The following is a 23,575-nucleotide window of genomic DNA, read 5'->3' as shown; positions in this document are numbered from 1 at the left end:
TAAACAGAAATTTTGGAAAGTGTTGTATTTTCTATTTTTTATAAAATATATGAAAACCGGCTTTTGAATTAAATATCACTATTGAATTATTCACAACACCAAAAGTTCCATCGAAGTTAATATAATCAAATTCCTGAGATAAATTTTCTCCATTGGTTTTTAGGATATTATATTTTTCATCTTTTAAATATACACCAATAGTATTGCTTTGATAAGTAGGAGTAGCACATTGAAATTCTGAAGAAACAATTAAGTTTAACTTGTTGTTTTCGAACAAGTAGTATTTCCAAACTTTATCTTTAAGTAACATTATATACTTTCCTAAGAATTGAATTTTTTCATGTTTAATTTTCAAAATTTCATTACCATTAGAAAGAAATAATCCGTATTTATCTTTCTTTTTTAAGATGAGTAAATTTGGTCCGTTGTTATACATTAAAAAATTCTGTGAAATAATTGAATCCATTTCTGATTTAAAAATAGATTTTTGCTCTTTTGTATGTACTAATTTATATTTTTCTGATTGTGTTTTGACAATGAAATAATCGGGAGTCATAGGCTCAGCGCAATTGATGAACCCAGATTGTTGTGTACCACTTCTTAAGTTGTATATAATTCCTCCATCATCGAAAATTCCATATTTTTCATAAGAAGATAACTTTATTGGAAAAGGAAATTGTGACTGATAAATAAATTCACCGAGACGATTGATAAGCCCCCAATTACCTTTGTTTTTAACAATTGCTGATTTTCCTGTAAAGGGATAAGCAACTTCATAACCTATTTCAATTGCTTTATTTCCATTTTTATCATAAAAATAGAAAAGGCTATCTTCTGATAGATGATTTTTGTTTGTATTACTAACATAAACTTTATCATCAGACATTTTAACTATTTCGTTAAGAATATTAAAATCTATTTTGTCAGTAAATTGAATCAGCGGGTTTTGTGCATGAATTTTGTTTACAACTAAGAATGTAATTATTGAAATATATAAATTTACTTTATTTAATAACATTTTTAAGTTGTTTTAAATTTAATAATTGTCAGATTTTATACCAACTTCAAATAATTCTTATTCTTCACCAGCCACAACCCGATAAACGTTAACAATCCATTTAAAATAATCAGTTCCACACCAATTCTGTAATCGGTGTAAGTTGTTACGAGATAGTTAATTAAATAAGTAAGAACCGGAGCTAAAAGTGTTACGGCAAGAATTGAATATTTCCTTGAAATTTTAAATTTGGTGAAAATTCCGAATGCAAAAAGTCCCAGAAGCGGTCCGTATGTATAACCCGCAATTTCCATGATCAGATAAACGATTGATTTGTCATTCATCGCTTTGAAAACCATAATTAAAATAAAGAAAACCACCGTGAATGTCAAGTGAATTTTCATGCGAAGATGTTTCTTTTGCTTTTCTGTTCTGGTTTTATCTTCATTTAAATTTAATAAATCTACACAATAAGAACTCGTCACTGCCGTCAAAGCACCATCCGCAGAAGGGAATAATGCCGAAATTAACCCGATGATGAAAATCACTGCGATCGTCATCGGGAAATAACCGTTTAGCGATAAAGCCGGGAACAAATCGTCTCCCATGATGTTTTTCACATTTCCCGCAGCATCTTTAAATCCGAAAACATTAGAAACAACCTCTTTTCCGTCGACAATATTTGTAATTTGCGAATATCCTGCGCCGTTCTGCAAAGCAAAAAGATAAAGCAAACCACCTAAAAATAAGAAGGCAAGATTCACAAAAAGCAATGTTCCTGCGAAAGTCAGCATGTTTTTCTTAGAATTCTGAAGATTGTCTACAGAAATATTTTTCTGCATCATTTCCTGATCCAGACCCGTCATTGCAATGGTAATGAAAATTCCGCCTAAGATGGTTTTCAGGAAAAATGTTTTGGAATTGGGATCAAAATTAATAAAATGAGTATAATTTTTTTCACCTAAAATAGTATAAGCTTCGCCAAAAGACAGATTTAAATTTGATAAAATATAAACAATACACGCAATCAGACTGATAATCATAAATGAAGTCTGCAACGTATCGGTAATCACAATCGTTTTTACACCGCCTTCAAATGTATATAAAAGCACCATCAGCAAAAGTACCATCGCAGTCAGCCAAAACGGAACTCCTAAACCTTCCAGTAAAAATATCTGTAATACATTGACAACAAGATACAGTCTCGCAGTTGCGCCGATCGCTCTCGAAACGATAAAAAATACCGAACCAATTTTATGTGCTTCTACATTAAACCTTTTTCCTAAATAAGTATAAATAGAGGTTAGATTCATCTTATAATAGAGTGGAAGCAGGATCGCCGCAACAATAAAATATCCGATGAAAAACCCGATTACCATCATGTAATATTCAAATCCGCCATAAATATATTCGCTTCCGGTCATTTTCCCGACGGTTCCGGGAACAGAAATGAAGGTAACTCCGCTCAAGCTGGTTCCGATCATCCCAAAAGCAACAAGCCACCACTTGCTTTTTTTGTTACCGATGAAAAACGACTGATTATCAGAATTCCGGCTCGTAAAATATGAGATCACCAAAAGGCCGACGAAGTAAACGAAAACAAACAGCAAAAGGACAGTTCCTGTATTCATGCTAAGATTTTAAATTTTAGCAAATATAGTTTTTTTTGGAAAGAAGAAAGCATGGAGATTTAGGAGGGAAGAATTACAGGTTTTTGGATGATATTTGATTTTATTAACTCTCGCAGATTTGGCAAAATATATAAAAAATCTGCTGGATCAGTTTAATCTGCGAGATAAAAATTTCATAAAACGAAAAACCCTTTCAGAGTTCTGAACTCTGAAAGGGTGTATGTTGAAAATTTAATTTTAAATCAACTAAAGCACGTCACGCAAATCTTCGTTTTTCTGAAAAGTCGCCTTGGCAAACGGACAAAGCGGGATGATTTTCTTACTGTTTTCTCTTGCAAATTCTACAGCTTTGATCAGCATTTCTTTTCCAACGCCTTTTCCGTTATATTCTTCTTCTACCTCGGTGTGGTCGATGATGAATCTTTCTTCACCTGCCCAGGTATAGGTCATTAATCCTGCTTTTTTTCCATCTATTAAAGCTTCAAAGCTTCCGTGTTTTTCGTCGTTGTTTTGTTTTACTTCTATCATATTATGAAAATTTGGTTTGAATTTCTATTTGGTTGGTTAAAATTTTGTGTACCGGACAGGCATCTGCAATTGCGTGAAGCCTTTTTAGTTGATCTTCATCTAAACCCTGCCCTTCAAAACTAATATTTCTTTTAAAAACTGCCAATTTTGTCAAAGGGAAATTTTCAAGTTCTACTTCTACGTCAATTTTTTCTACATCCCATTCTTTTCTTTCGATATACATTCGCAGCGTTGCAGCAGTACAGCTTGCCAGAGAAGTTGCCAGGATTTCAAAAGGATTAAATCCTTCGTTTTTTCCGCCTTTGTCAATGGGTTCGTCGGTGATTAATTTATTATCACCTGCAACCACTTCTGTGTAGTATTTTGTTTTGCCTAGACTTGCTTTTACAGTTACAGCCATTATTTTTCAGTTTTTAATTCATAAGTTAATGCACCGGAAGGACATTGATTGATCTGATTTTTTAGTTCATCAGAAGTTGCATTTTCTGCCTTGATCCAGGGTCGTGCTTTCGGATCGTAAACATTTGGAAGCATTTTCACACAAATTCCGGAGTGAATACACTTTTGAGGTTGCCATATTACATTAATGCTGTCATTAGAATATTTATGTGTTTCCATGATTTTAAGATTGAGTCTGGTTTTTAAAGCTTTCAATTTTTTCATTTAAATCTTTCAGCATTTCCGGATTGATCACACCGCTTTCCAAATCGAAGTTTTCATAAAATTTAGATAAAGAAAAAGTTTCTTTCACATCAGCCGCAAATTGTGGGAAGAAGGTTTTTGCTGTATTCATAACATTTCCGCCACCATAACCACCTGGAGAAGTACTCATCAAAAGCATAGGTTTGTTTTGGAAAACTTTTACATTGATTCTCGAAGCCCAATCAAAAATATTTTTAAAGGCGGCACTGTAAGATCTGTTATGTTCAGCAAGCGAGCAGATAATTACATCACATTCTTCAATTTGCTTCAGGAAATTGTAAGCCTCGTCCGGAAAACCTTTTTTTTCTAGATCAACTGAGAAAACAGGCATTGAAAAATCATTAAGGTCGATAAAATTGATTTCATTTTCCTGAAAACTTTTCAGAACAAATTTCACTAATTCTCTGTTGATGGATGTGGAGGATGTACTTCCTGCAAATGCTAATATTTTCATTGTTATTTTTTTATAAAACTAATCAAAATTTAATTTAAGTAAGAACTGCTCTTATTTTGTAAAGATTTGTTATTATGGAATAATTGTTTTATTGATTTATTATGCTATGCTTAGTTTTGTTGAATAATTTAAGGTTAAATATATTTTTATTTAAATTATTCATAAATTAATTTATATTTGTAATACAGATAAAATCAAATATTTATGAAAAAAACTATCCTCATGTTGGGTGCTGTTGCGTTAATCTGCGTTACAGCATGCAAAAAAGAAGAAACCTCAAAAGCTGAGATCGCTGCTACAGAAAATTCGGCTGCATCAGAAGAAAAAGTTTCGAACGGATCAGGTGTTACTGTTGATGGAGTACAAGTCCCAAAATTCAGTAACCCGGAAGTTCAGCAATTTGCGAGTGAATACGCAACAATGGTTTCTGAAATGTCTGCAGCTTCAAAAGCCGGAGATGTAGCAAAAAGCCAGGAACTTACTGCAAAATCACAGGAATGGACTGCACAACACGCTTCCTGGTCGTCTAAAATGACCCCTGAAGATTCTAAACTTTGGACAGATTTTATTACGAAACTTTCTGAAGCTCAAAGAGAGAATTAATCTTTATGCTCTTTTTCAAAAAACTAAGCCACTTACAAAAACAAGTGGCTTTTGTTTTATTTTCTGTTTAAAATTGCTTTCGGAAGCGGAACAAATTCATTCTCATCTCCCGGAACTAAGGGGAAAGCTTCGTGATTCTGATCATTCCAGTTTACTTTTGCTTCATCTATCAATGCTTTATCTGAATTGACGAAATTCCAGAAAATGAAACGTTCTTCATCAAAAGGTTCGCCTCCGAAAAGGTAAACAGTCGCATTTTCGCTCATTTCAAACTCACAAAGTTGAGTATTTTTGGCGATCAGCAATTGTTTTGATCCGTAATTATTATCTTCAATATTTACGGTTCCGTCAAGAACATACATTGCAGCTTCTCCATAAAGATCTTGCCCGATGCTTATTTTCTGAGCCGTTTTAGTTTTAATTTCAATAAAAAATAATTTGCTGTGAACCGGAACCGGAGATTTTCTTCCGAAGGCTTCACCTGCTATCAATTTATACTGTACTCCATTCTCTTCCCAAACCGGAAGTTCATCTGCTTCAATATGGCTGAAAGTCGGCTCGCTTTGCTCCAGATGTTTCGGAAGACCTACCCAGATTTGAAATCCGTGAAGTCGTTTGTCGGTTTCCCGTAAATATTCCGGAGTTCTTTCTGAATGTACAACACCTTTTCCGGCAGTCATCCAGTTGACTGCGCCCGGTTTTATTTCTAAAGCGCTTCCAATGCTGTCTCGATGAAAAATTGATCCTTCCAATAGATAAGTTAAAGTTGAAAGCCCAATATGCGGATGTGGAGGAACATCTAAGTTCTGATAATCCTTCAATTCTGCAGGTCCCATGTGATCGATAAATACGAAAGGTCCGACCGCTCTTTTTTCACGGAAAGGCAAAAGTCTTCCCACCAAAAAATTTCCTATATCTGCTGATTTTTCTTCTAAAATAAGTCCGATGTTTGACATGATAGATTTGGTTTTTATTTTTCAGATAAGCTAATGTAATCAAATATTTTCAATGCTGATGCTTGTTTGCGTAAATTTAAAGTTTGCTGTACCCTTCAAATCTCTCGTCAACAATGCGTTTCCATTCCGGATGTTTTCTGATGAAAGCAAAAACGTACGGACAAAAAGGAAGAAGTTTTTTTCCGCTTTCTTCGATGTAAATTAAAGTCTTTTCAACTACGGCAGCGGCAGCTCCTGTTCCTGCCAATTCAGGCTCGGCTTCTGTGTGAATGAGAGCAATTTGATGACTTGTTTCTTTGCAGTCGATAAATGCGAAATGACCATTGTATTCAATTTCAAATCTCTTTTTTTCTTCGTTTTTTATTAACGGGATGTTTTCAAATTCTGGTTTCATGATTTTTTATATTTTATGTTTGTGAATTAAATTTATATACTTAAACATTTAGTTTGTCATCCTGAAAGGATCTGAATGTTGATGATAACTCTGAATTTAGATTCTTACAGAATGACAAACATACTTCTAAATTAATGGCTAAGTTTTAATCTTCCAGATACCCGAATTTCCCGGTATTGAAATCTTCAAAAGCCTGCATGATTTCTTCTCTGGAATTCATTACAAATGGTCCGTGAGGAAAGATCGGTTCATTGATCGGCTCTCCGCTGATGATTAATATAATAGAATTTTCGGTTGCTTCAATGATAAAACTTTCGCCTTCATTTTTAAATAAAATAAAATTGTTGGTCGGAACTTTTTCTTCACCGTTGACCATAATACTTCCTTCGATAACCAATGCGGCAGTATTAAAATTTGCAGGAAAATTAAAGGTTGCTTTTCCGCCTGATTTTAATTTTGCATTCATCAGATTGACAGGGCTGAAAGTAAATGCAGGACCTTTATTTCCTTCAAATTCTCCGGCGATAATTTCGATGAAACCGTTTTCACCTAAATCCACTTTTTTCATTTCTGAATTTGAAATCGCCTGATATTTCGGTTTGCTCATTTTATCTTTTGCAGGAAGGTTCACCCAAAGCTGAACCATTTGGAAGATCCCGCCTTGTTTAGACCATTCTTTCTCGTGATATTCTTTGTGAAGCACGCCACTTGCCGCAGTCATCCATTGTACATCACCCTCACCGATGATTCCGCCGCCACCTGCGCTGTCATGATGTTCCACTTTTCCATGATAGGCGATTGTTACGGTTTCAAAACCTCTGTGCGGATGAACACCGACACCTTTTGGAGTTTCGGAAGGATTAAAATGAAATTTAGAATTATAATCTAACATTATAAACGGATCCATTCTCTTCATATCGAGTTTCTGAACACTCGGAATAAAATTATGCACCCTAAAACCATCGCCTACAAAATGCGCAGGTTTTGGTGGAATTACGTTTTCTACTTTTTTAGTTGTCATAATATGTTTGTTTTAATTTTAAACAAAATTAGGACAGTGAGGCTAGAATTACATTGATGTGTGGTAAGTTGTGAATTTTGAGTTGGAGAGTTTTAGAGTTAGGGAGTTTTATTCTTCGGATTTCATGTTTCTACCGTCGAAGGTGTGAAGTCTTCTGAAAACTAAACTTGATAAAATCGTTAAAATTCCTACCGTAAGAAAGGTATATCGGAATGCATTATGAGTTTCATGACGGATGAGTTCAGGACTGTTTTCATAAATTTTAAGAACAATTAAACCGAATGCGATTCCGAACCCAATTGCCAGCTGTTGATTCACTGAAATTAGAGAATTTCCGCTGCTGGTCTGGAAATTCCGTAAATCTGCAATAGAAATCGTATTCATTGAAGTAAACTGGATCGAGTTGAAAAATCCTAAAATGGCAATAATCGGAATAAACCAATACAAAGATGAGTGAATATCCGGGATCGCTAAGCAGCAAATTAAAATGCCGATGATGAATGTATTGACCATTAAAGTTCTTTTGTAGCCATACTTATTTAAAATTTTAAGAACTGAAGATTTTCCAAACATTGCTGTGAGAGCCATCGGAGCAATAATCCAACCAGAAGTGACCGCCGATTGACCGTATGCAATCTGAATCATCAGAGGAAGCAATAACGGAACCGAGCTGATTCCTAATCTTGTCGCAAGATTTCCCACGATTCCTACCCGAAATGTACGCACCTGAAATAAATTTAACGGAAAAATAGGATTGTTTCCTCTTTTGGCATGTCGGTAATAATAATATAGGAACAAAAATCCTAAAATAAATACCAGTAAAACCGGCGTGATATTCTGCATATCTCCGAATAGTTCAAGTGAAACTGAAAGCAGGAGAGAAGCTGCTGCAAAAATCATAAAGCCTTTGAGGTCAAAGTCGGTTTCCCGTGAATTGTAATTGGGCATATATTTTAACCCTAAAATTATTCCCAATAATCCAATGGGAATATTGATCAGGAAAATCCAGTGCCACGAAAGGTAGTCAACCATATAACCACCAACCAAAGGACCTAAAACCGGACCGATCAAAGCTGGAATGATGGCGAAATTCATCGCTTTCAGCAATTCGTTTCTTTCAAATGTTTTGATGAGGGCCAATTTTCCAACAGGTGTCATCAAACTTCCGCCAACTCCCTGAATGACTCTTGAGATTACCAAATGGGTAAGATTTTGAGAAAGTGCACAAAATACGGAGCCTAAACTGAAAAGTACAAGAGCAAAAATAAAAACTCTTCTGGTTCCGAAACGGTCTGCCAAAAATCCGCTTGCAGGCATGAAGACAGCCAATGTCAAAACATAGCTGATAATTGCATTCTGCATATTCAGCGGAGATTCATCTAAATCTCTGGCGATCGAAGGCAGCGAAGTATTAAGGATTGTAGAATCGAGCATCTGCATAAAAATGGCAGTTGCCAGAATGAGCGGAAGAACTTTTTTTACAGTCTGTCTGGGAGAGATTTTTGTCGGCATTGTATAAAATTAAAAAAGTCCTGTGAGATTTCACAGGACTTTCTTATTTATTTTCTAGGTTTTTCTACTCCGATCCACGCTTCGCCTTCTCTTTTTACCTGGCTTAGTGTGAATGTTTCAAAATCATCCGTTTTGTATTCTATGTTGTCTACGTTTCGCTCAAAGGGCATGATGTAGAAGAAATCTTTGTCTGTTTTATCAGCTTTAGTTCCTTTTTTTACGGTCGGCATATACTTTTTCTCGAATTTGTATTTTGGTAAATACTGTTTCAGAGAAGCGTAAAACTTCTTGTCTTTCTCGCTTGGAATGATATCTACAATTTTGAATTCGTCTTTTTTCTTGTCAACCCAAAGATAATAGTTAGTTTCTTCCATCGTCTTTTTGTTTAAAGAAGCAAAACCGAAAAATTCTTTTGGTACCAGTTCTTTAATTTTTTCAGCATCTACTTTAGTGAAATATTCACCCTGAGAAGGATCTACATACGTTTCCAAATTGTAGAGTAATACCTGATTGTTTTGGAAATTTTTGTTTTTAAAATATTGATCCAGAGATAATTCTGCTGTTTTTCTCAATTCTTTACCTCTGTCATCCAATTTTTTTGTAGGATTTTGTGGGTTTACTTTTTTCACAAAGTTGTAAAGAACCACGGGCTTTATATCCTTCAGGTGAGGAAATGTTTTTAACTGTTCAGCTTTTACCAACCAATAATATTGCTGATAGTAATCATCTTTCTCAGCAGGTTTTACACTTTTATAGGTAAGAGCCAGCTTTTTAGAATTAAGATATTTTCCATATTTACCTTGTCCAAAAGCTAGGCTTACAGATAGTAAAGCAAATAAAATTGTAATGTTTCTTTTCATTTTACAGCAAAGATTTTTTTTAATTTTTCAAATATAATTATTTATTAGATAATAAGTTTAATAGTTAGTTAAATTATCCAAATATTATTGATTTTATTCAAGAAAAAATCCTGTAAGAATACAGGATTGATAAATTTGTTGATTTTAATAAGAGGTTTCGTGTACTTTTACTGCTCTCCCGCTTGGGTCATTCATTTTTTTAAATGCTTCATCCCATTCTAATGCGATAGGAGTAGAGCAAGCTACAGAAGGTACAGAAGGTACGGTTGCAGCTGCGGTTTCACTTGGGAAATGCTCTTCAAAAATCGTTCGGTAACGATATTCTTCCTTATTTTGAGGGGTATTCAAAGGAAATCTGAATTTTGCATTCGCCATCATTTCATCAGTTACGTATTTTTCTGCGATGTCTTTCAGTGTGTCAATCCACGAATATCCTACTCCGTCCGAGAACTGTTCTTTCTGTCTCCATGCGATAGATTCTGGTAAAAGATCTTCAAAAGCCTTTCTCAAAACCCATTTCTCGATTTTCCCTTCTTCTTTACTGATCATTTTATTCTGAGGATTTACGTTCATCGCAACATCCATAAATTCCTTATCCAAAAAGGGAACCCTGCCTTCAATTCCCCAACTCATCAATGCTTTGTTGGCTCTTAAACAATCATAAAGATGCAACTTTCCAAGTTTTCTTACCGTTTCATCATGAAATTCTTTTGCATTCGGAGCTTTGTGAAAATATAAGTATCCGCCAAACAATTCATCTGCACCTTCGCCTGAAAGTACCATTTTAATTCCCATCGATTTAATCACTCTTGCTAAAAGATACATCGGCGTGGAAGCTCTGATTGTAGTAACATCGTAGGTTTCTAAATGATAAATCACATCACGGATTGCATCTAAACCTTCCTGAACGGTGAAATTTACCTCATGGTGAACCGAACCGATATGTTCTGCCGCTTTTTTTGCTGCTGCCAAATCAGGAGAACCAACCAGACCAACCGCAAAACTATGAAGTCTCGGATACCACGCTTCCTGTGTATCGCCACTTTCAATTCTCTGTCTTGCGTATTTTGCAGTAACTGCGGAAATTATCGAAGAATCCAGACCTCCAGAAAGCAAAACTCCGTAAGGAACATCACTCATTAATTGTCTGTGAACGGCCTCTTCCAGTCCTTTTCTGATTGCCTGAATGTCTGTAACATTATCTTTTACAGCATCAAAACTTTCCCAATCTCTTTTGTACCATTGCTGAAGTTCTGTACCCTCAATATTGTAAACATAATGTCCCGGAAGAAAAATATCAATTTTTTTACAGATTCCTTCCAAAGCTTTAAGTTCAGATGCGATATAATAGTTTCCGTTTTTGTCCCAACCTTGATACAATGGGCAAATTCCCATATGATCACGGGCAATCAGATAAATATTGTTTTCAATATCGTATAAGGCAAAGGCGAAAATTCCATTTAATTTTTCGATGAAATCTTTTCCGTATTTTTGATATAAAGCCAAGATTACTTCACAGTCAGACTTAGTTTGAAACTCATAATCCGGAAATTCTTCTTTGAGCTCACGGTGATTGTAAATTTCACCATTTACCGCTAAAACGATTTTCCCGTCTTTGGAAAATAAAGGCTGTTTTCCGGAAGTCGGATCTACAATGGCAAGTCTTTCATGAGAAAACAAAACTTTCTCATTTTGAAAAACCCCGCTCCAGTCCGGTCCCCGATGACGGATTTTTTTAGACATTTCCAGGACTTGAGGTCTTAGTATTTCGGTTTGTTGTTTGGCGTCAAACAAGCATACAATTCCGCACATATTATTTTTAGTTTGAAAGCAAAATTAAATAATATATATAAATTTTAAAATAAAAAATTAGTTAAAATTATTTTTTTTCATTAATTAATTTAAATGTATTAAAAATATTATTTATCGACTTGCTTTTATGAGGTGTGAGATTGATATTTTTCACGCCTTGATTCTGCATAAAATCAACAAAAACAAAAAAAGTTAAAAAATATTGATCTATGATAATTAATAATTCAAATATTTTTCATTCCTTTGTTGCTCGAAATAATTTTTTTTCATCATTTGTGTTTTTACCTCCTTGTAATAATATTGCAAGGAGGTTTTGTTTTTATTCAGAACCCAATAAAACACCTGAAATATTCCATGCGCTGAAGCTCGTTCCTTCCGGTTTTCCCTGAGGAATTTTTACTTGAATAGTATGTTTTCCGGCTTTTAAATCTCCCAATTGTATATAGTTTGGATTGGTTATCGTTCCGGGACACCAATTTGAGCGACTTAGGTCAGAAGATGAAAGTCCGTCAGGGAAATTTCCTGATGCAGGATTATAAAGTCTGTATGATCCGCAATCGGTTCTCCAGGGTATAAATGAGAAGGTTATTTTACCATCAAGAAAAATTGAATTTTCTTTTGGAATAAATTCGTCACCATTTTCCCAACCGCCGTGTCCGGTTGTGATGTATCTCAACTGGGCATTTTTCAGATCTTTTTCTAGGTTAAACTCTACAAAAAGTCCTTTTTCATTATCAAACATTGTGGCATAATCCTGTCCTGCCATTTCCATGATATTTGTGGTATTAAAAAGTGGAATTACCTGATTGTTTTTGTTGACAATCTGATCGCTTTTGTGGATGGTGATGTCTAAACTTACTTTATGGCCGCCTTTGTCGTAGTTTCCGATGAAAGTTCCGATCCAGATTTCTTTTTCCGAAAGAGAAGGCTTTAGTTCAGTAATGTCTTGTCGAAACGGACTTACCGTTTGCCAGGTTTTATTTTTTAGTTCTAAATTATTAAACTTATTGATGCCAAAAGCCGTAAAAAATCTCATAAGTTCTACCGCTGGCTGATAATTTTCATTAGAAATAACCCCGAAATATTGTTTACCATTTCCGTTTTCAAAAAGGGGAAGTGTTTTTACGCCTTTTTCCAGTCCGTCAAAAAAAGATTGGGATTTATTTTCGGGGATAAAAAATACCGTTCCGGTTCTGTCATACGCATCACCGTTGGATTGCTGTTTCAGTTCCGCAAAAACATTTTCACCCTCGGAAATCTTCGGGAATTTGATCTTCTTTAAAATGATTGTTCCGTTGGCAAATCTTTTTATGTTTTCATCAGATTTTGACTGATCTGAGAAATTGATAATCTCGTTTTCAAAGACTTTTAAAGTAGTAAATCTGCTTTTCCAGAGTAAATCTTTATAACTCAAAAGATCTGTGGTTGCTGCAGGCTTGTTGATAAGGTTTTCAATGCCTGATTTTTTGATCTTTTTTAGTGAAGTTGCAGTCGTTGCAGAATTTCCGTTTCGTTCGATTTCTAAAACCAAGCCTAAATTTTGCCCTAAACTTGATGGTCCCCCTTTCAGTTTTAGATCATTGGTATACCAGACTTCAATCGTATTGGAGTTGATTTTTGTTACGGCTTTTTTACAGTTGTAGTCTAATATTTTCTTTGTTTCATTGGTAAATTCAAAACTTTGTTTTGCAACCGATTCTGCATCAGAAGTAGAAATAATATTTTCCGGACTTAAAAATCCGTAAGATACAATCGTGTTAGAAGGTTTTTCTATTTTGCTAATTTCAAACGGATAGTTATTTTTCTGTTCTTTGATTTTGGTATTTAAAATGTAGTTTTCATTTTCATTCACCCAAACAATCACCGGATTTTGATTGGGCTGAACTTTTCCGTTGTACGAACTCGTGTATTGAATTTCGTAGGTCTGGGCAAAATTTAAAACAGATAGAAAAATAAAAAAACTAGTGAATAATGCTCTTATCATGATATAATGATGGTTTTTACAAAGGTAAATAATAAAAAAACTACTCCAAAAATAGAGTAGTTTGTATGGTATATTTAAATAAATTTAAGCCAATCTTTCGATCAGAGCCATGTAGAATCCGTCGTAGCCTTGACTTGGCATTATTTTTTCGTCTTTGATCAATTTAAAATCAGGGTTGTTTTTCAAAAATTCTGCAACCTGTTCGTTGTTTTCTGATGGAAGAATTGAGCATGTAGCATACACCATTTTTCCACCTTTTTTAAGGATTTTAGAATAATCCTGAATGATTTGCTGCTGTTCTTTTTTGATTCTGTCGATGAAAGCCTGATCGATTTTCCACTTGCTGTCTGGATTTCTTTTTAAAACTCCCAAACCTGAACATGGCGCATCAATCAACAATCTGTCGGCCGTTTCATGAAGACGTTTGATCACTTTGTTGTCAGAAATCATACGGGTTTCAATATTGTGAGCTCCGGCTCTTTTTGCACGGCGCTTCAATTCAGCCAATTTCCATTCGTAAATGTCTAAAGCAATAATCTGACCTTTGTTTCCCATCAATGCGGCAAGGTGAAGTGTTTTTCCACCGGCTCCTGCACAAACATCAACGACTCTCTGACCTTCTTTTACATCAAGAAAATATCCGATTTTTTGAGAAGTTGCATCCTGTACTTCAAACAATCCGTCCTTAAACGCACTTGTAAGAAAAACGTTCTTTTTCTCTTCTAGCTGCACTGCATCCGGATAATTTTTTACGGTGTAAGCAACAACATTTTCAACTGCAAGATCAGAAATCAGCTCTTTTGCTGAAGTTTTCAACGAATTAGCTCTTAAAACTGTTGGAGCCTGCTCATTCAAAGCTTTCATTTCTTTTTCCCAGATCGGGCCGAGTTCTTTTTCTAAAGTTTCAGCCAGCCATTCAGGAATTGAATATTCAATAGATTTTGTAGGAACTGTTCCTTTTTTAAGTTTTGTAGTAATATCAGCGATCTTGATGCCTTCAAACTCTTCAAATCTTTTGTAGTTGGTTTTACTATACAGACAATAGGCAACAATTAATTTATAGATATTATCAGGTTTTACACTTTCACCCATATAATATTCAAGACGTCTTTTCCAACGGATGATGTTGTAGAAAATCTCAGAAACAACAGCTCTGTCCTGGCTTCCCCACTTTCTATGAGCTTTTAAAAGTCTTTCGATTACTTTATCGGCGTATTTATTTTTCTCAAAAAAAGTTTCTTGTAAAGCATCGTGAATTCCGATGGCCAAGTTTCTGTGTATCAATTCCATAATTGCAGTAAGCTGTTTGAACTTGCAAAAATACGAATTTAAGTTGAGAGTTATGAGTTTATGGTTATGACTTATCCATTACAGTTTCGAGTCTGATTTTAGAATTCATCCGATTTATTCTGTAATAAAACGATTTTCTAATTTTGCATAACTTCTAACTTCTAACTTCTAACTTCTAACTTCTAACTTCTAACTTCTAATGCAAAAAAAAATTACCTTTGCAAAAAATTAAAATATGAGTGATGTAGTTATTTGCCCGAAGTGTAGTTCGGAGTTTACTTATGAGCAGGATGATCTGATGGTTTGTTCTCAGTGCTTTTACGAATGGAATCCTGAAGAAACTGCTGCAGAAAATGACAATTCCGGAAAAATTTTAGATGCCAACGGAAACGAATTGCAAGACGGAGATTCTGTAGTTGTAGTGAAAGATTTACCGGTAAAAGGGGCTCCAAAACCTGTAAAAGCAGGTACTAAAGTGAAGAATATCCGTCTACGACCAGAAAGCGATCATAATATTGACTGTAAAATTGACGGTTTCGGTTCAATGGCTTTAAAGTCTGAATTTGTGAAAAAGGCTTAAGAATACATTTTAGTAATATAAAATGCGTCCTCACCGGGACGCATTTTTGATAAAAGGAAAAGATTGGACAGTGTCAACTTCCAAGACTTCATTGCAGGAGAAAAATGCTAATTTCAGTCTCAATGGCGGAAGAAAATTAACCAAAAGTTTCCTTATGCTGTTGTAATAACAAATTTATTAAAATACCTGATAATCAAAAAGATATTTGTTGTGATTTTATCCACAAACTAACATCGAGCGTCTTATTAAATGCTAATTTTTATTTTTTAAAAATGATTTTTACATTTTTTTCTGTCTTTCTTTCTGTGTGAACAATCATTTCTTTACCTTTTGAAATGATCTTATTCCAGTAATGACTTCCTGCAAACCTGCTTTCTAAAACCTCTGCATCAAACCCATTATCTGAAATTTTTATCTGATGAGGATAGTAGGCGAAATTTGAAATTTGAAAATCATTCTTTTGAGATTCAGAAAAAATATTGACCTCTCCAAAAAGTTTGGCAACATATATATTGTAGGGATCTTTGTAAGTCTCTTCGGCGTTGTCATTTTGTATCAGTCTTCCGTTTTCCAGAATCACAATCTGATCGAGCCACGGAATGATGTCCTGAAGTTCATGCGTTGAAATAATCAGAGAAATGTTTTTATCTTTTACATACCTGAAGAGCTTTTCTCGAAGTTCAATTTTACGTGCAAAATCAAGATGACTGAAAGGTTCATCCAGTAAAAGTAATTTCGGAAGTACTGAAAGTGATCTCGCAATGGCAACTCTCTGCTGTTGTCCGCCGCTGAGATTTTTCGGAAGTACATTGGCAAAATCTGATAATCCGACAACATCCAGAAGTTCATTGACGGTTTCTTTTTTCTTTGCTAAATTGATATTTGATAGAAATTTTCCAACATTTTCAGCAACTGTCGCATAAGGCATCAAGTCAAAATTTTGGGCAACAAATTTCATTTCGGGTTCTCCGGGAACGAGATTTCCTTTGGGACCCATCAGTTTTTTGCCTTCAAAAATGATCTCACCTTCCTCCCAATTCAGCAATCCGTAAATAAGACTGAGCAAAGTAGATTTTCCGCAACCGCTTTCTCCTGCTAAAGCAATGATTTTCCCTTCACCCAATTTGAGGTTGAAGTTTTGAAACAAAGGTTGTTGTTTGTTATGCGAAAAATATAAGTTGTTTATCTCTAATAACATCATACAAAAATAGTGGTTTTTCCAGAAGACTGGCATATTTTTAGTAATTTAGCGTAGTGTTAAAATTTTTATAAAAATCGTAATGCCGTGAAATCAAATTCACAAATACAGATGCGCTTTTTTTAATCTTAGAATAAATAATACATTACAATATGAAAAGAAAACTATTTTACTTTGCTGTTCCTGTTCTTTTTGCAGCAATCGTCATTTCCTGTCAAAAAGAAAAACCTGTTACAAATAATGGCAGCGACGTTACTACTACAAAAGATGGTGATAAGTATGTGCTTGATACATTAAACAGCAAAGTGGAGTGGAAGGGCTATAAGGTTTTCAAATCTGAAAATACGAGTCACTTTGGAACAATTACGTTTGAAAGTGGCGATGTTACCGTAAAAGATGGAAAACTCGAAAGCGGAAAATTTGTTGCAGACATGAATTCTCTTACCTCTGAGGATTTAAAGGAAGATGCAGAGAAATTAGCAAAATTAAACGGTCATCTGAAAGGCGGAGATTTCTTTGAAACAGAAAAATTCCCGACAGCGTCTTATGAAATTACAAAAGTAACTCCGTCTGCAGAAGGTGATTATAACACTCTTCTTGATGGAAATTTAACAGTAAAAGGAATTACAAAACCTATTCAGTTTAAAGCCAATATTTCTGTAAACGAAGGGACGGTAAGTATTGCAACTGAGCCAAAAGATATCATGAGAGAAGAATTTGGAGTAAAATTCCAAAGTCCTGCTGAAAACGGGGTGATCAAAGATGAGGTGACTCTTCAGATTAGTGTAAAAGCTTTAGAAAAGAAATAATTAAAAATGAATTCTTACGAAGGTGCTTATGATTTTGGATATTCTTTAGCGCCATTTCTCATATGTGGATTTTTGTTTCTGATAATTTATTTCCTCGTTCGTTTCCTAAAAAAAATGAAAAAGTGATTTTAACAAAAAATATTACAATCTGTCTGAGAAGACAGATTTTTTTATGATAATTTAAAAACTTTTTTAATTGGAAAACCTTATTTTTGCAGATACATTTTTGAAAGGATTAATATAATGACAGAAAAGATAGAAGAATTACTGATCGAAGTAAACGGCTTCAGTGCAACATCCAAAGATGAAATTGAGAATTTCCGAATCAAATTTAACGGTAAAAAAGGAGTTTTAAATGATTTTTACGAAACATTGAAAACGGTTCCTAATGACCAGAAAAAAGATTTCGGACAAAAGATCAACACTTTGAAGCAAGCTGTTGCAGCCAAACTTGAAGACTTTAAAAGTGCTTCAGAATCTTCTGTTATCCTTGAAAAGGAAGATCTTACAAGACCTGCTTTTCCATTAGATTTAGGATCAAGACATCCTATCAACTTAGTGAAAAACAGAATTATCGAGATTTTTAAATCCATTGGTTTTGCGGTTGCAGACGGACCGGAGATTGAAGATGACTGGCATAATTTTACGGCACTCAATTTACCGGAATATCACCCGGCAAGAGATATGCAGGATACTTTTTTTATCGAGCAGAATCCTGATATTCTTTTAAGAACACATACTTCTTCGGTTCAGATCCGTTATATGGAAGAAAACCAGCCGCCGATCAGAATTTTGTCGCCTGGAAGAGTTTTCAGAAACGAAGCGGTTTCTTCGCGCTCGCACTGTATTTTCCATCAGATCGAAGGTTTGTACATTGATGAAAAGGTAAGTTTTGCAGATTTGAAACAGACAATTCAGTTTTTTACAACAGAGCTTTTCGGGAAGTCAAAAATCAGAATGAGACCTTCTTATTTTCCTTTTACCGAACCAAGCGCAGAGATTGATGTTTATTGGGGACTAAACTCAGAAACAGATTACAGAATCACAAAAGGAACGGGTTGGCTTGAAATCATGGGTTGTGGAATGGTGGACCCCGCAGTTTTGAAAAACGTAAATATAGATTCTGAAAAATATTCGGGTTATGCTTTCGGAATGGGTATTGAGAGAATTACGATGCTTCTCTACCAAATGAGCGATATCAGGATGTTCTTTGAAAATGACAAAAGAACACTAGATCAATTTAAGACATTATAATCAATTTATAATTAAATAAATAGAATTCCTGTAAAATGATTTTTTACAGGAATTTTTTATTACTTTTATCAGAATAATTACACAAAGAATGTTTAAAAAGACGTTGAATTTTAGGTTGAGAAAAATTGTTCTTTATTCTCTTATTTCATGTATTTTATTAATACAGATTACCATAGCCGGTTTTTTTTATAACGAGTTTGTCAGCCGGAGAAATTTAGCTTTCATCGAAAACCAGTTAAAAGAGCTTCGTCAACTTGAGAATCTTACAGATGCCTCAAAAAAAGAACTTGTGAATGCGCAGGGGTTTTTCCAGAAGTATGTAATCAGTAATGATGACGAATATTTAAAATCTTACTTTAATTCTGTCAACAGCCTCACAAAAAAATTAGACAGTATCAATCATTTCAGATATAGAAATCCGAAACTGAAAAACATTTTTGCATCACTGAAAAAAGATGCTTCACAAGTTGAGAATTTGAAGCTTCTCGTTGATTCAACCTCTCAATTATCAACAAATTCAAATTTTAACATCCGTGATGAAGTGCCTAAACTGAAAAAGTTTGATTACGATTTCAACTTCGATAAATTTGAGGTACAGAAAAAAACCTACACAGATACTATAAAAAAGAAAGGATTATTCAGACGTTTGGGAGATGCGATTGCAGGAAAAGAAAATGTACGGAAAGACAGTGTGGTTGTCACTGTGAAAAACGGAGCATCACCTGTTGCCTCAAAAATAAAAAATGAAATGGACAGTGTGATGAATCTTGTCAACAATCATTATTCTAAGGAGGTTAAGAAGATACAATATCATATTATCAAAAAGCAAAATAACAGTAATAGCAACAGTACCCATCTTTATACAACTTTTAATCATCTTTTGGTCTACAGTAATGAATTGATGAATGTTTACGAATTTGCTGTCAAAGATTCTAAGTCTGATCTTGAAAAAGAATATGCAGAGCAAAACTCTGAAAGTAATAAAATCAGGATGTATCTTGTTTTAGGATTGATGATTCTGATGTTCATCGTCTCTATATTGATCATGTATTTTACGAGAATAGCATTTATTTATGAAAGAAAATTAAATGCTGCCAACAAACAGATCAAAGAAAATTTAAATTTCAAAAATAGAATTTTAGGAATGTTGAGCCACGAGCTAAGATCACCTTTGAAAATCATTGGAATTTTTATAAACAGAATCAACAAGAAAACTACTGATGAAAGCATTAAAGAATATTTAAAATCAATCAGTTTTACCAATAATACTTTGCTGATGCAGGCAAATCAGATTCTTGAATATACAAAAAATCAGCATGTGGAAAACAAATTGATTCCTGTTGTCTTTAATCTTAACAATGAGATTGATTCTATATTAAACTCTATAGAACCTTATATTCAGACAAGAAGTAACAGTTTTATTGTGCATAAAAATATTGATCCGAATATCATAGTGTATTCTGATTGCACAAAAATCAATCAGCTTTTTATGAATATTCTTGGTAATGCCAATAAATTTACAGAAAACGGAGAAATCACTGTGAGAACTTCCGCAGAAACTGTTGACGAAAATACAGTTGTATTGGTTACGCAGATTACCGATTCCGGAGTGGGAATTTCTAAATCAGATTTAGAAAAAATATTTGAACCTTATTATCAGGGAATCATTTCTGATGAGGTTGAAAATCTGGGTGCAGGTCTTGGTTTGAGCCTGTGTAAAGAGCTTGTAGAATTGTATTCGGGCAGTATATCGGTTGACAGCCAGTTAAATGAAGGAACTACAGTTTCTTTTTCTCTAAATTTAAAGATCAATAAATGAATAAATTAGATCAGAAAACGGTCACTTTTTTGCTTGCAGACGATCACAGTTTAATCAGACAGGGGCTTCTGTTTTTAATTGAAGAAATCTCGCCGGACAGTCAGGTTTTACAGGCATCCAGTCTGCAACAGGCTTTAGAGACGTTAAAAATAAATGAAATTGATATTGCTATTATTGACGCACATTTTCCTGATGGAAACAGTCTCGCCATTTTACCTGAAATAAAAAAAATAAAACCCGAAATTAAGATCCTGATTTTCACAGGAGTTGATGAACACACACAATCATTAAAGTTCATCAATGCAGGTGCTCATGGTTTCCTCAGTAAAATGAGCGAAGAAGAAGAAATAGAAAATGCCATCAGAAAGATGCTCCAACACGGTGAGTATATTTCTCAGGCAACACAAAGCTTGCTTTTGAGCTCACTACGAGATCCAAAAGCCGCAAATCCTTTACTAAGCCTAACCGAAAGAGAACTGCAGGTTGCAGAATTGTATGCAAAAGGTCTTGGTAATTTAGAAATTGCCAACCAGCTTGATGTAAAGCAAAATACCATCAGTACAATAAAAAAAAGATTATTTGATAAATTAAATATTCAAAATATTGTTGAGCTTATTGAGTTGATAAAAAACCGCCAATGATTTATTAACCGTCATTTGAATATTGTACAATCTAATTTTTTTGATATAGACAAAAACAGAATCATCTTTGGTTCTGTTTTTTGTAGATAAATATCTACAGGTGACTTGATGTATATCTACATGATTTAAAAGGTCCGGATGTGTAAATGTTAGTACTTTTGTCTCAAGAAAATGTCACAATAATACTTCAGAACACAAACACTGAAAGATTATTAGGCGTAAAACTTAGAATTTGATTGGGGAGGTAAAAACACAACATACAATCAAAGTTTTTTGAAGACTTATAAGGCTTTTAAAAACTTTACATCGAAAAAAAAATTCGCAAAGATTCTAAAAACACAATTGTTGTAATCCTTAGTATAGTCACAGAGCTTTCCCGGCTCTGTGACAGATACAGGAGAGTCCGGAATAAACCGGATCTTTTAAGGTTAATCGTCGTCAAATAATAAATATTCTATAATTAACCTTAATATTTTAAGAGCGGCTTCTGCAAAGAAGCCGCTCTGTTTTTTATCAAGTTTTATTTAAATTATAATTGCAATTATTTTACAAATTTCAAAGGATATTTTACATTTTTATAATTATCAATACTTGCTTTCAAAGAGCCTACAGCCAATTCAGCTTTTAGCAGTAACGGAATATGGTTTGCGTCATTTGATACCCACATTGTAACCCCCTCTTTCTGTTTAAACACTCTTCCGCTTTTTACAGATGGAATAATTTTCAGAGCATTGATGGTTCCGAATTTTGTCTTTAAATTTTCAGTTCCTATTACTTTAAGCTGAAAAGGAAACATCTCATCATCAATCCACACATTCATATTAAAAACAGTACCGGTCTTCAGTTCTGCGGGAGTTTTGCTTCTTAAAAAATAAAAGCATGAAAGCATATCCTGAACACCTTTTACAGATTTTATGGTTTTGGAACCATTTGCAGGTGTTTTTTTATCCATTAAAACCAAAGTATTATTGTCGTGATTGAAAACGGTCTGTAAATGCTGAGAATAGCTTCCTTCTTTTACGTTTCTTACATAGTAACTTGGCAGCTCTGTCTGCATATTGATGTAGCTTTCATATAAATCTTCCACTTTAAAAAAAGCTTTCACTGCACCGCTTGTCTGTCCTGTCCCTTTTACATATAAGTGAGGAACACCTTTATAGTTGGTTTTCTTTGCTGTAAGATTTGCCGATCCTGCGGTCAGAAAACCGTAGTGAATTCGGAGTGTTAAAGATTCTCCATCATTAATATTTGTGATCTGGCTTTCACCCGAAAAGAAAACAAATATCGCTGCTATATAAAATAATTTCTTCATAAGTTAAATTTTTACAAAAACACTGCCAATTAAAAAGCAGGTTTTAAAGGTACGGGATTTGATAAATCTCAGTTTTTTATTTAAGTTCAATTAAATATGCTTCGCATTAAAATTAGTAAATTTGCAGCTACATACAATTAAATTATCTTTATATTATGATAACGACAGACATATTGATTATTGGGGCGGGACCAACGGGACTTTTTGCTGTATTTGAAGCAGGTTTGCTTAAAATGAAATGCCATATCATCGATGCTCTTCCTCAGCCTGGAGGGCAATTGGCAGAGCTGTATCCTAAGAAGCCGATTTTCGATATTCCTGGTTATCCGTCTGTAAATGCAGGTGAATTGGTAGATAATTTAATGGAGCAGATCAAACAGTTTCAGCCTGGTTTTACTTTAGGTGAGACAGCTGTTTCGTATAAAAAAGTTGATGATGAATGGTTTGAAGTAGTAACTAATAAAGGCACGATTCACAGATGTAAGGCTATCGCAATTGCGGGAGGACTGGGAACTTTTGAGCCTAGAAAACCTACTATGGACAATGTTGCTGATTATGAGGAAAAAGGTCTTGAATATTTTGTAAAAGAGCCTGAACATTTCAGAAACAAAAAAGTTGTGATTGCGGGAGGCGGAGATTCTGCGCTTGACTGGAGCGTTTTCTTATCAAATGTTGCAAGTGAAGTGACATTAATCCACAGAAGAAATGAGTTCAGAGGAGCTCTGGATTCTGTAGAGAAAGTTCAGGATCTGAAAAATCAGGGTAAAATTAAATTGATTACTCCTGCAGAAGTTACTGCTATAAAAGGTGACGGAAAAGTGGAGGCAATTACAGTTCAGATTGACGGTCAGGAAGCTTTTGATATTGAAACAGATTACTTTATTCCATTATTCGGGTTGACTCCTAAGTTGGGCGAAATTGCTCAGTGGGGATTGAATATTGAGAAAAATGCCATTGTTGTCAACAACGCTTTGGATTATCAGACCAACATCGAAGGAATTTACGCAATCGGTGATATCAACACCTATCCTGGGAAATTAAAGTTGATTCTTTGTGGTTTCCATGAGGCGACTTTGATGTGTCAAAGCGTTTATAACAGATTAAATCCGGGTAAAAAATACGTTTTAAAGTATACCACGGTAAGTGGAGTAGACGGTTTCGACGGCAGCCGTAAGGAAGCTGAGAAAGCAGTTGTCAAGAAAATAGATTAATTTAGTT

23 protein-coding genes are annotated in these 23,575 nt (G+C 34.4%); 7 read left to right on the top strand and 16 right to left on the bottom strand.

Annotation, left to right across the window (positions count from 1 at the left end; all coding sequences use genetic code 11):
* Positions 1-31: 31 nt before the first annotated feature.
* From AC4FQ5_RS16300 to AC4FQ5_RS16275, 6 genes are all read right to left on the bottom strand, one after another.
* Positions 32-1,018, bottom strand: a complete 987-nt coding sequence (locus tag AC4FQ5_RS16300) for a WG repeat-containing protein (protein ID WP_491145005.1) — start codon at positions 1,016-1,018, stop codon at positions 32-34.
* A 35-nt stretch (positions 1,019-1,053) separates the two neighbouring features.
* Positions 1,054-2,628, bottom strand: coding sequence for a sodium:solute symporter (locus tag AC4FQ5_RS16295; RefSeq protein WP_491145004.1), 1,575 nt, complete (start codon positions 2,626-2,628; stop codon positions 1,054-1,056).
* A gap of 246 nt (positions 2,629-2,874) precedes the next feature.
* Positions 2,875-3,156, bottom strand: coding sequence for a GNAT family N-acetyltransferase (locus tag AC4FQ5_RS16290; protein ID WP_491145003.1), 282 nt, complete (start codon positions 3,154-3,156; stop codon positions 2,875-2,877).
* Between the two features lies 1 nt (position 3,157).
* Positions 3,158-3,556 carry an OsmC family protein gene (locus tag AC4FQ5_RS16285; RefSeq protein WP_491145002.1) on the bottom strand — a complete coding sequence of 133 codons (399 nt, stop codon included), beginning with the start codon at positions 3,554-3,556 and terminating at the stop codon, positions 3,158-3,160.
* Positions 3,556-3,774, bottom strand: a complete 219-nt coding sequence (locus AC4FQ5_RS16280) for a (4Fe-4S)-binding protein (RefSeq protein ID WP_491145001.1) — start codon at positions 3,772-3,774, stop codon at positions 3,556-3,558. The genes AC4FQ5_RS16285 and AC4FQ5_RS16280 overlap by 1 nt, the downstream gene beginning before the upstream one ends.
* A 4-nt stretch (positions 3,775-3,778) precedes the next feature.
* Positions 3,779-4,312, bottom strand: a complete 534-nt coding sequence (locus AC4FQ5_RS16275; RefSeq protein ID WP_491144999.1) for an NADPH-dependent FMN reductase — start codon at positions 4,310-4,312, stop codon at positions 3,779-3,781.
* A 204-nt stretch (positions 4,313-4,516) separates the two neighbouring features.
* Here AC4FQ5_RS16275 and AC4FQ5_RS16270 point away from each other — a divergent pair, with 204 nt between their 5' ends.
* On the top strand, positions 4,517-4,915 hold the full coding sequence (locus AC4FQ5_RS16270; RefSeq protein ID WP_491144998.1) for a hypothetical protein: 399 nt from the start codon (positions 4,517-4,519) through the stop codon (positions 4,913-4,915).
* 56 nt (positions 4,916-4,971) lie between these two features.
* Here the strand turns inward: AC4FQ5_RS16270 and AC4FQ5_RS16265 are convergent, their stop codons facing one another.
* From AC4FQ5_RS16265 to AC4FQ5_RS16230, 8 genes are all read right to left on the bottom strand, one after another.
* Positions 4,972-5,871 carry a pirin family protein gene (locus AC4FQ5_RS16265; RefSeq protein ID WP_491144996.1) on the bottom strand — a complete coding sequence of 300 codons (900 nt, stop codon included), beginning with the start codon at positions 5,869-5,871 and terminating at the stop codon, positions 4,972-4,974.
* Between the two features lie 76 nt (positions 5,872-5,947).
* Positions 5,948-6,265, bottom strand: a complete 318-nt coding sequence (locus AC4FQ5_RS16260; protein WP_491144995.1) for a GNAT family N-acetyltransferase — start codon at positions 6,263-6,265, stop codon at positions 5,948-5,950.
* Positions 6,266-6,410: 145 nt separating this feature from the next.
* Positions 6,411-7,286, bottom strand: coding sequence for a pirin family protein (locus tag AC4FQ5_RS16255; protein ID WP_491144993.1), 876 nt, complete (start codon positions 7,284-7,286; stop codon positions 6,411-6,413).
* Positions 7,287-7,394: 108 nt separating this feature from the next.
* Entirely contained in the window at positions 7,395-8,798 is a 1,404-nt protein-coding gene (locus AC4FQ5_RS16250; RefSeq protein WP_491144991.1) for an MFS transporter, read from the bottom strand.
* Between the two features lie 47 nt (positions 8,799-8,845).
* Complete coding sequence (locus AC4FQ5_RS16245) at positions 8,846-9,658, bottom strand: hypothetical protein (protein ID WP_491144989.1); 813 nt, start codon at positions 9,656-9,658, stop codon at positions 8,846-8,848.
* A gap of 144 nt (positions 9,659-9,802) precedes the next feature.
* The gene (gene asnB / locus AC4FQ5_RS16240) at positions 9,803-11,470 is read right to left on the bottom strand and encodes an asparagine synthase B (protein ID WP_491144988.1); all 1,668 of its coding nucleotides are present in this window, start codon (positions 11,468-11,470) and stop codon (positions 9,803-9,805) included.
* Between the two features lie 319 nt (positions 11,471-11,789).
* A complete protein-coding gene (locus AC4FQ5_RS16235; RefSeq protein WP_491144986.1) occupies positions 11,790-13,454 on the bottom strand; it encodes a GLPGLI family protein in 1,665 nt (554 codons plus the stop codon).
* A gap of 84 nt (positions 13,455-13,538) precedes the next feature.
* Positions 13,539-14,744 carry an RsmB/NOP family class I SAM-dependent RNA methyltransferase gene (locus AC4FQ5_RS16230; RefSeq protein WP_491144984.1) on the bottom strand — a complete coding sequence of 402 codons (1,206 nt, stop codon included), beginning with the start codon at positions 14,742-14,744 and terminating at the stop codon, positions 13,539-13,541.
* Positions 14,745-14,979: 235 nt separating this feature from the next.
* Between AC4FQ5_RS16230 and AC4FQ5_RS16225 the strand changes: the two genes are divergently transcribed.
* Entirely contained in the window at positions 14,980-15,324 is a 345-nt protein-coding gene (locus tag AC4FQ5_RS16225; RefSeq protein ID WP_491144982.1) for a zinc ribbon domain-containing protein YjdM, read from the top strand.
* A 259-nt stretch (positions 15,325-15,583) separates the two neighbouring features.
* On the opposite strand, the gene AC4FQ5_RS16220 is transcribed toward AC4FQ5_RS16225, so the two are convergent.
* Positions 15,584-16,522 carry a sulfate/molybdate ABC transporter ATP-binding protein gene (locus AC4FQ5_RS16220; protein ID WP_491145109.1) on the bottom strand — a complete coding sequence of 313 codons (939 nt, stop codon included), beginning with the start codon at positions 16,520-16,522 and terminating at the stop codon, positions 15,584-15,586.
* 152 nt (positions 16,523-16,674) lie between these two features.
* On the opposite strand from AC4FQ5_RS16220, the gene AC4FQ5_RS16215 reads away from it, so the two are divergent.
* From AC4FQ5_RS16215 to AC4FQ5_RS16200, 4 genes are all read left to right on the top strand, one after another.
* The gene (locus AC4FQ5_RS16215) at positions 16,675-17,331 is read left to right on the top strand and encodes a YceI family protein (protein ID WP_491144980.1); all 657 of its coding nucleotides are present in this window, start codon (positions 16,675-16,677) and stop codon (positions 17,329-17,331) included.
* Between the two features lie 243 nt (positions 17,332-17,574).
* The gene (gene pheS, locus AC4FQ5_RS16210) at positions 17,575-18,585 is read left to right on the top strand and encodes a phenylalanine--tRNA ligase subunit alpha (protein WP_491144979.1); all 1,011 of its coding nucleotides are present in this window, start codon (positions 17,575-17,577) and stop codon (positions 18,583-18,585) included.
* A gap of 88 nt (positions 18,586-18,673) precedes the next feature.
* Entirely contained in the window at positions 18,674-20,404 is a 1,731-nt protein-coding gene (locus AC4FQ5_RS16205) for a sensor histidine kinase (protein ID WP_491144977.1), read from the top strand.
* Positions 20,401-21,045: a response regulator gene (locus AC4FQ5_RS16200; protein ID WP_491144975.1), complete on the top strand. Its 645-nt coding sequence runs from the start codon at positions 20,401-20,403 to the stop codon at positions 21,043-21,045. The genes AC4FQ5_RS16205 and AC4FQ5_RS16200 overlap by 4 nt, the downstream gene beginning before the upstream one ends.
* A gap of 541 nt (positions 21,046-21,586) precedes the next feature.
* On the opposite strand, the gene AC4FQ5_RS16195 is transcribed toward AC4FQ5_RS16200, so the two are convergent.
* Positions 21,587-22,357 (bottom strand): DUF3108 domain-containing protein, encoded by a 771-nt coding sequence (locus AC4FQ5_RS16195; RefSeq protein ID WP_491144973.1) that lies wholly within the window; start codon positions 22,355-22,357, stop codon positions 21,587-21,589.
* Positions 22,358-22,512: 155 nt separating this feature from the next.
* Between AC4FQ5_RS16195 and AC4FQ5_RS16190 the strand changes: the two genes are divergently transcribed.
* Entirely contained in the window at positions 22,513-23,568 is a 1,056-nt protein-coding gene (locus tag AC4FQ5_RS16190; protein WP_491144972.1) for an NAD(P)/FAD-dependent oxidoreductase, read from the top strand.
* Positions 23,569-23,575: the final 7 nt, after the last annotated feature.

The sequence above is a fragment of the Chryseobacterium sp. DT-167 genome, assembly GCF_058310155.1.
This window is presented reverse-complemented; position numbering and strand designations above follow the sequence as displayed.

What these genes read in the sequence shown, in the direction of transcription:
- AC4FQ5_RS16300 (WP_491145005.1), bottom strand. Translation starts at nt 1,018, where the DNA reads ATGTTATTAAATAAAGTAAATTTATATATTTCAATAATTACATTCTTA.
- AC4FQ5_RS16295 (WP_491145004.1), bottom strand. Translation starts at nt 2,628, where the DNA reads ATGAATACAGGAACTGTCCTTTTGCTGTTTGTTTTCGTTTACTTCGTC.
- AC4FQ5_RS16290 (WP_491145003.1), bottom strand. Translation starts at nt 3,156, where the DNA reads ATGATAGAAGTAAAACAAAACAACGACGAAAAACACGGAAGCTTTGAA.
- AC4FQ5_RS16285 (WP_491145002.1), bottom strand. Translation starts at nt 3,556, where the DNA reads ATGGCTGTAACTGTAAAAGCAAGTCTAGGCAAAACAAAATACTACACA.
- AC4FQ5_RS16280 (WP_491145001.1), bottom strand. Translation starts at nt 3,774, where the DNA reads ATGGAAACACATAAATATTCTAATGACAGCATTAATGTAATATGGCAA.
- AC4FQ5_RS16275 (WP_491144999.1), bottom strand. Translation starts at nt 4,312, where the DNA reads ATGAAAATATTAGCATTTGCAGGAAGTACATCCTCCACATCCATCAAC.
- AC4FQ5_RS16270 (WP_491144998.1), top strand. Translation starts at nt 4,517, where the DNA reads ATGAAAAAAACTATCCTCATGTTGGGTGCTGTTGCGTTAATCTGCGTT.
- AC4FQ5_RS16265 (WP_491144996.1), bottom strand. Translation starts at nt 5,871, where the DNA reads ATGTCAAACATCGGACTTATTTTAGAAGAAAAATCAGCAGATATAGGA.
- AC4FQ5_RS16260 (WP_491144995.1), bottom strand. Translation starts at nt 6,265, where the DNA reads ATGAAACCAGAATTTGAAAACATCCCGTTAATAAAAAACGAAGAAAAA.
- AC4FQ5_RS16255 (WP_491144993.1), bottom strand. Translation starts at nt 7,286, where the DNA reads ATGACAACTAAAAAAGTAGAAAACGTAATTCCACCAAAACCTGCGCAT.
- AC4FQ5_RS16250 (WP_491144991.1), bottom strand. Translation starts at nt 8,798, where the DNA reads ATGCCGACAAAAATCTCTCCCAGACAGACTGTAAAAAAAGTTCTTCCG.
- AC4FQ5_RS16245 (WP_491144989.1), bottom strand. Translation starts at nt 9,658, where the DNA reads ATGAAAAGAAACATTACAATTTTATTTGCTTTACTATCTGTAAGCCTA.
- asnB (WP_491144988.1), bottom strand. Translation starts at nt 11,470, where the DNA reads ATGTGCGGAATTGTATGCTTGTTTGACGCCAAACAACAAACCGAAATA.
- AC4FQ5_RS16235 (WP_491144986.1), bottom strand. Translation starts at nt 13,454, where the DNA reads ATGATAAGAGCATTATTCACTAGTTTTTTTATTTTTCTATCTGTTTTA.
- AC4FQ5_RS16230 (WP_491144984.1), bottom strand. Translation starts at nt 14,744, where the DNA reads ATGGAATTGATACACAGAAACTTGGCCATCGGAATTCACGATGCTTTA.
- AC4FQ5_RS16225 (WP_491144982.1), top strand. Translation starts at nt 14,980, where the DNA reads ATGAGTGATGTAGTTATTTGCCCGAAGTGTAGTTCGGAGTTTACTTAT.
- AC4FQ5_RS16220 (WP_491145109.1), bottom strand. Translation starts at nt 16,522, where the DNA reads ATGTTATTAGAGATAAACAACTTATATTTTTCGCATAACAAACAACAA.
- AC4FQ5_RS16215 (WP_491144980.1), top strand. Translation starts at nt 16,675, where the DNA reads ATGAAAAGAAAACTATTTTACTTTGCTGTTCCTGTTCTTTTTGCAGCA.
- pheS (WP_491144979.1), top strand. Translation starts at nt 17,575, where the DNA reads ATGACAGAAAAGATAGAAGAATTACTGATCGAAGTAAACGGCTTCAGT.
- AC4FQ5_RS16205 (WP_491144977.1), top strand. Translation starts at nt 18,674, where the DNA reads ATGTTTAAAAAGACGTTGAATTTTAGGTTGAGAAAAATTGTTCTTTAT.
- AC4FQ5_RS16200 (WP_491144975.1), top strand. Translation starts at nt 20,401, where the DNA reads ATGAATAAATTAGATCAGAAAACGGTCACTTTTTTGCTTGCAGACGAT.
- AC4FQ5_RS16195 (WP_491144973.1), bottom strand. Translation starts at nt 22,357, where the DNA reads ATGAAGAAATTATTTTATATAGCAGCGATATTTGTTTTCTTTTCGGGT.
- AC4FQ5_RS16190 (WP_491144972.1), top strand. Translation starts at nt 22,513, where the DNA reads ATGATAACGACAGACATATTGATTATTGGGGCGGGACCAACGGGACTT.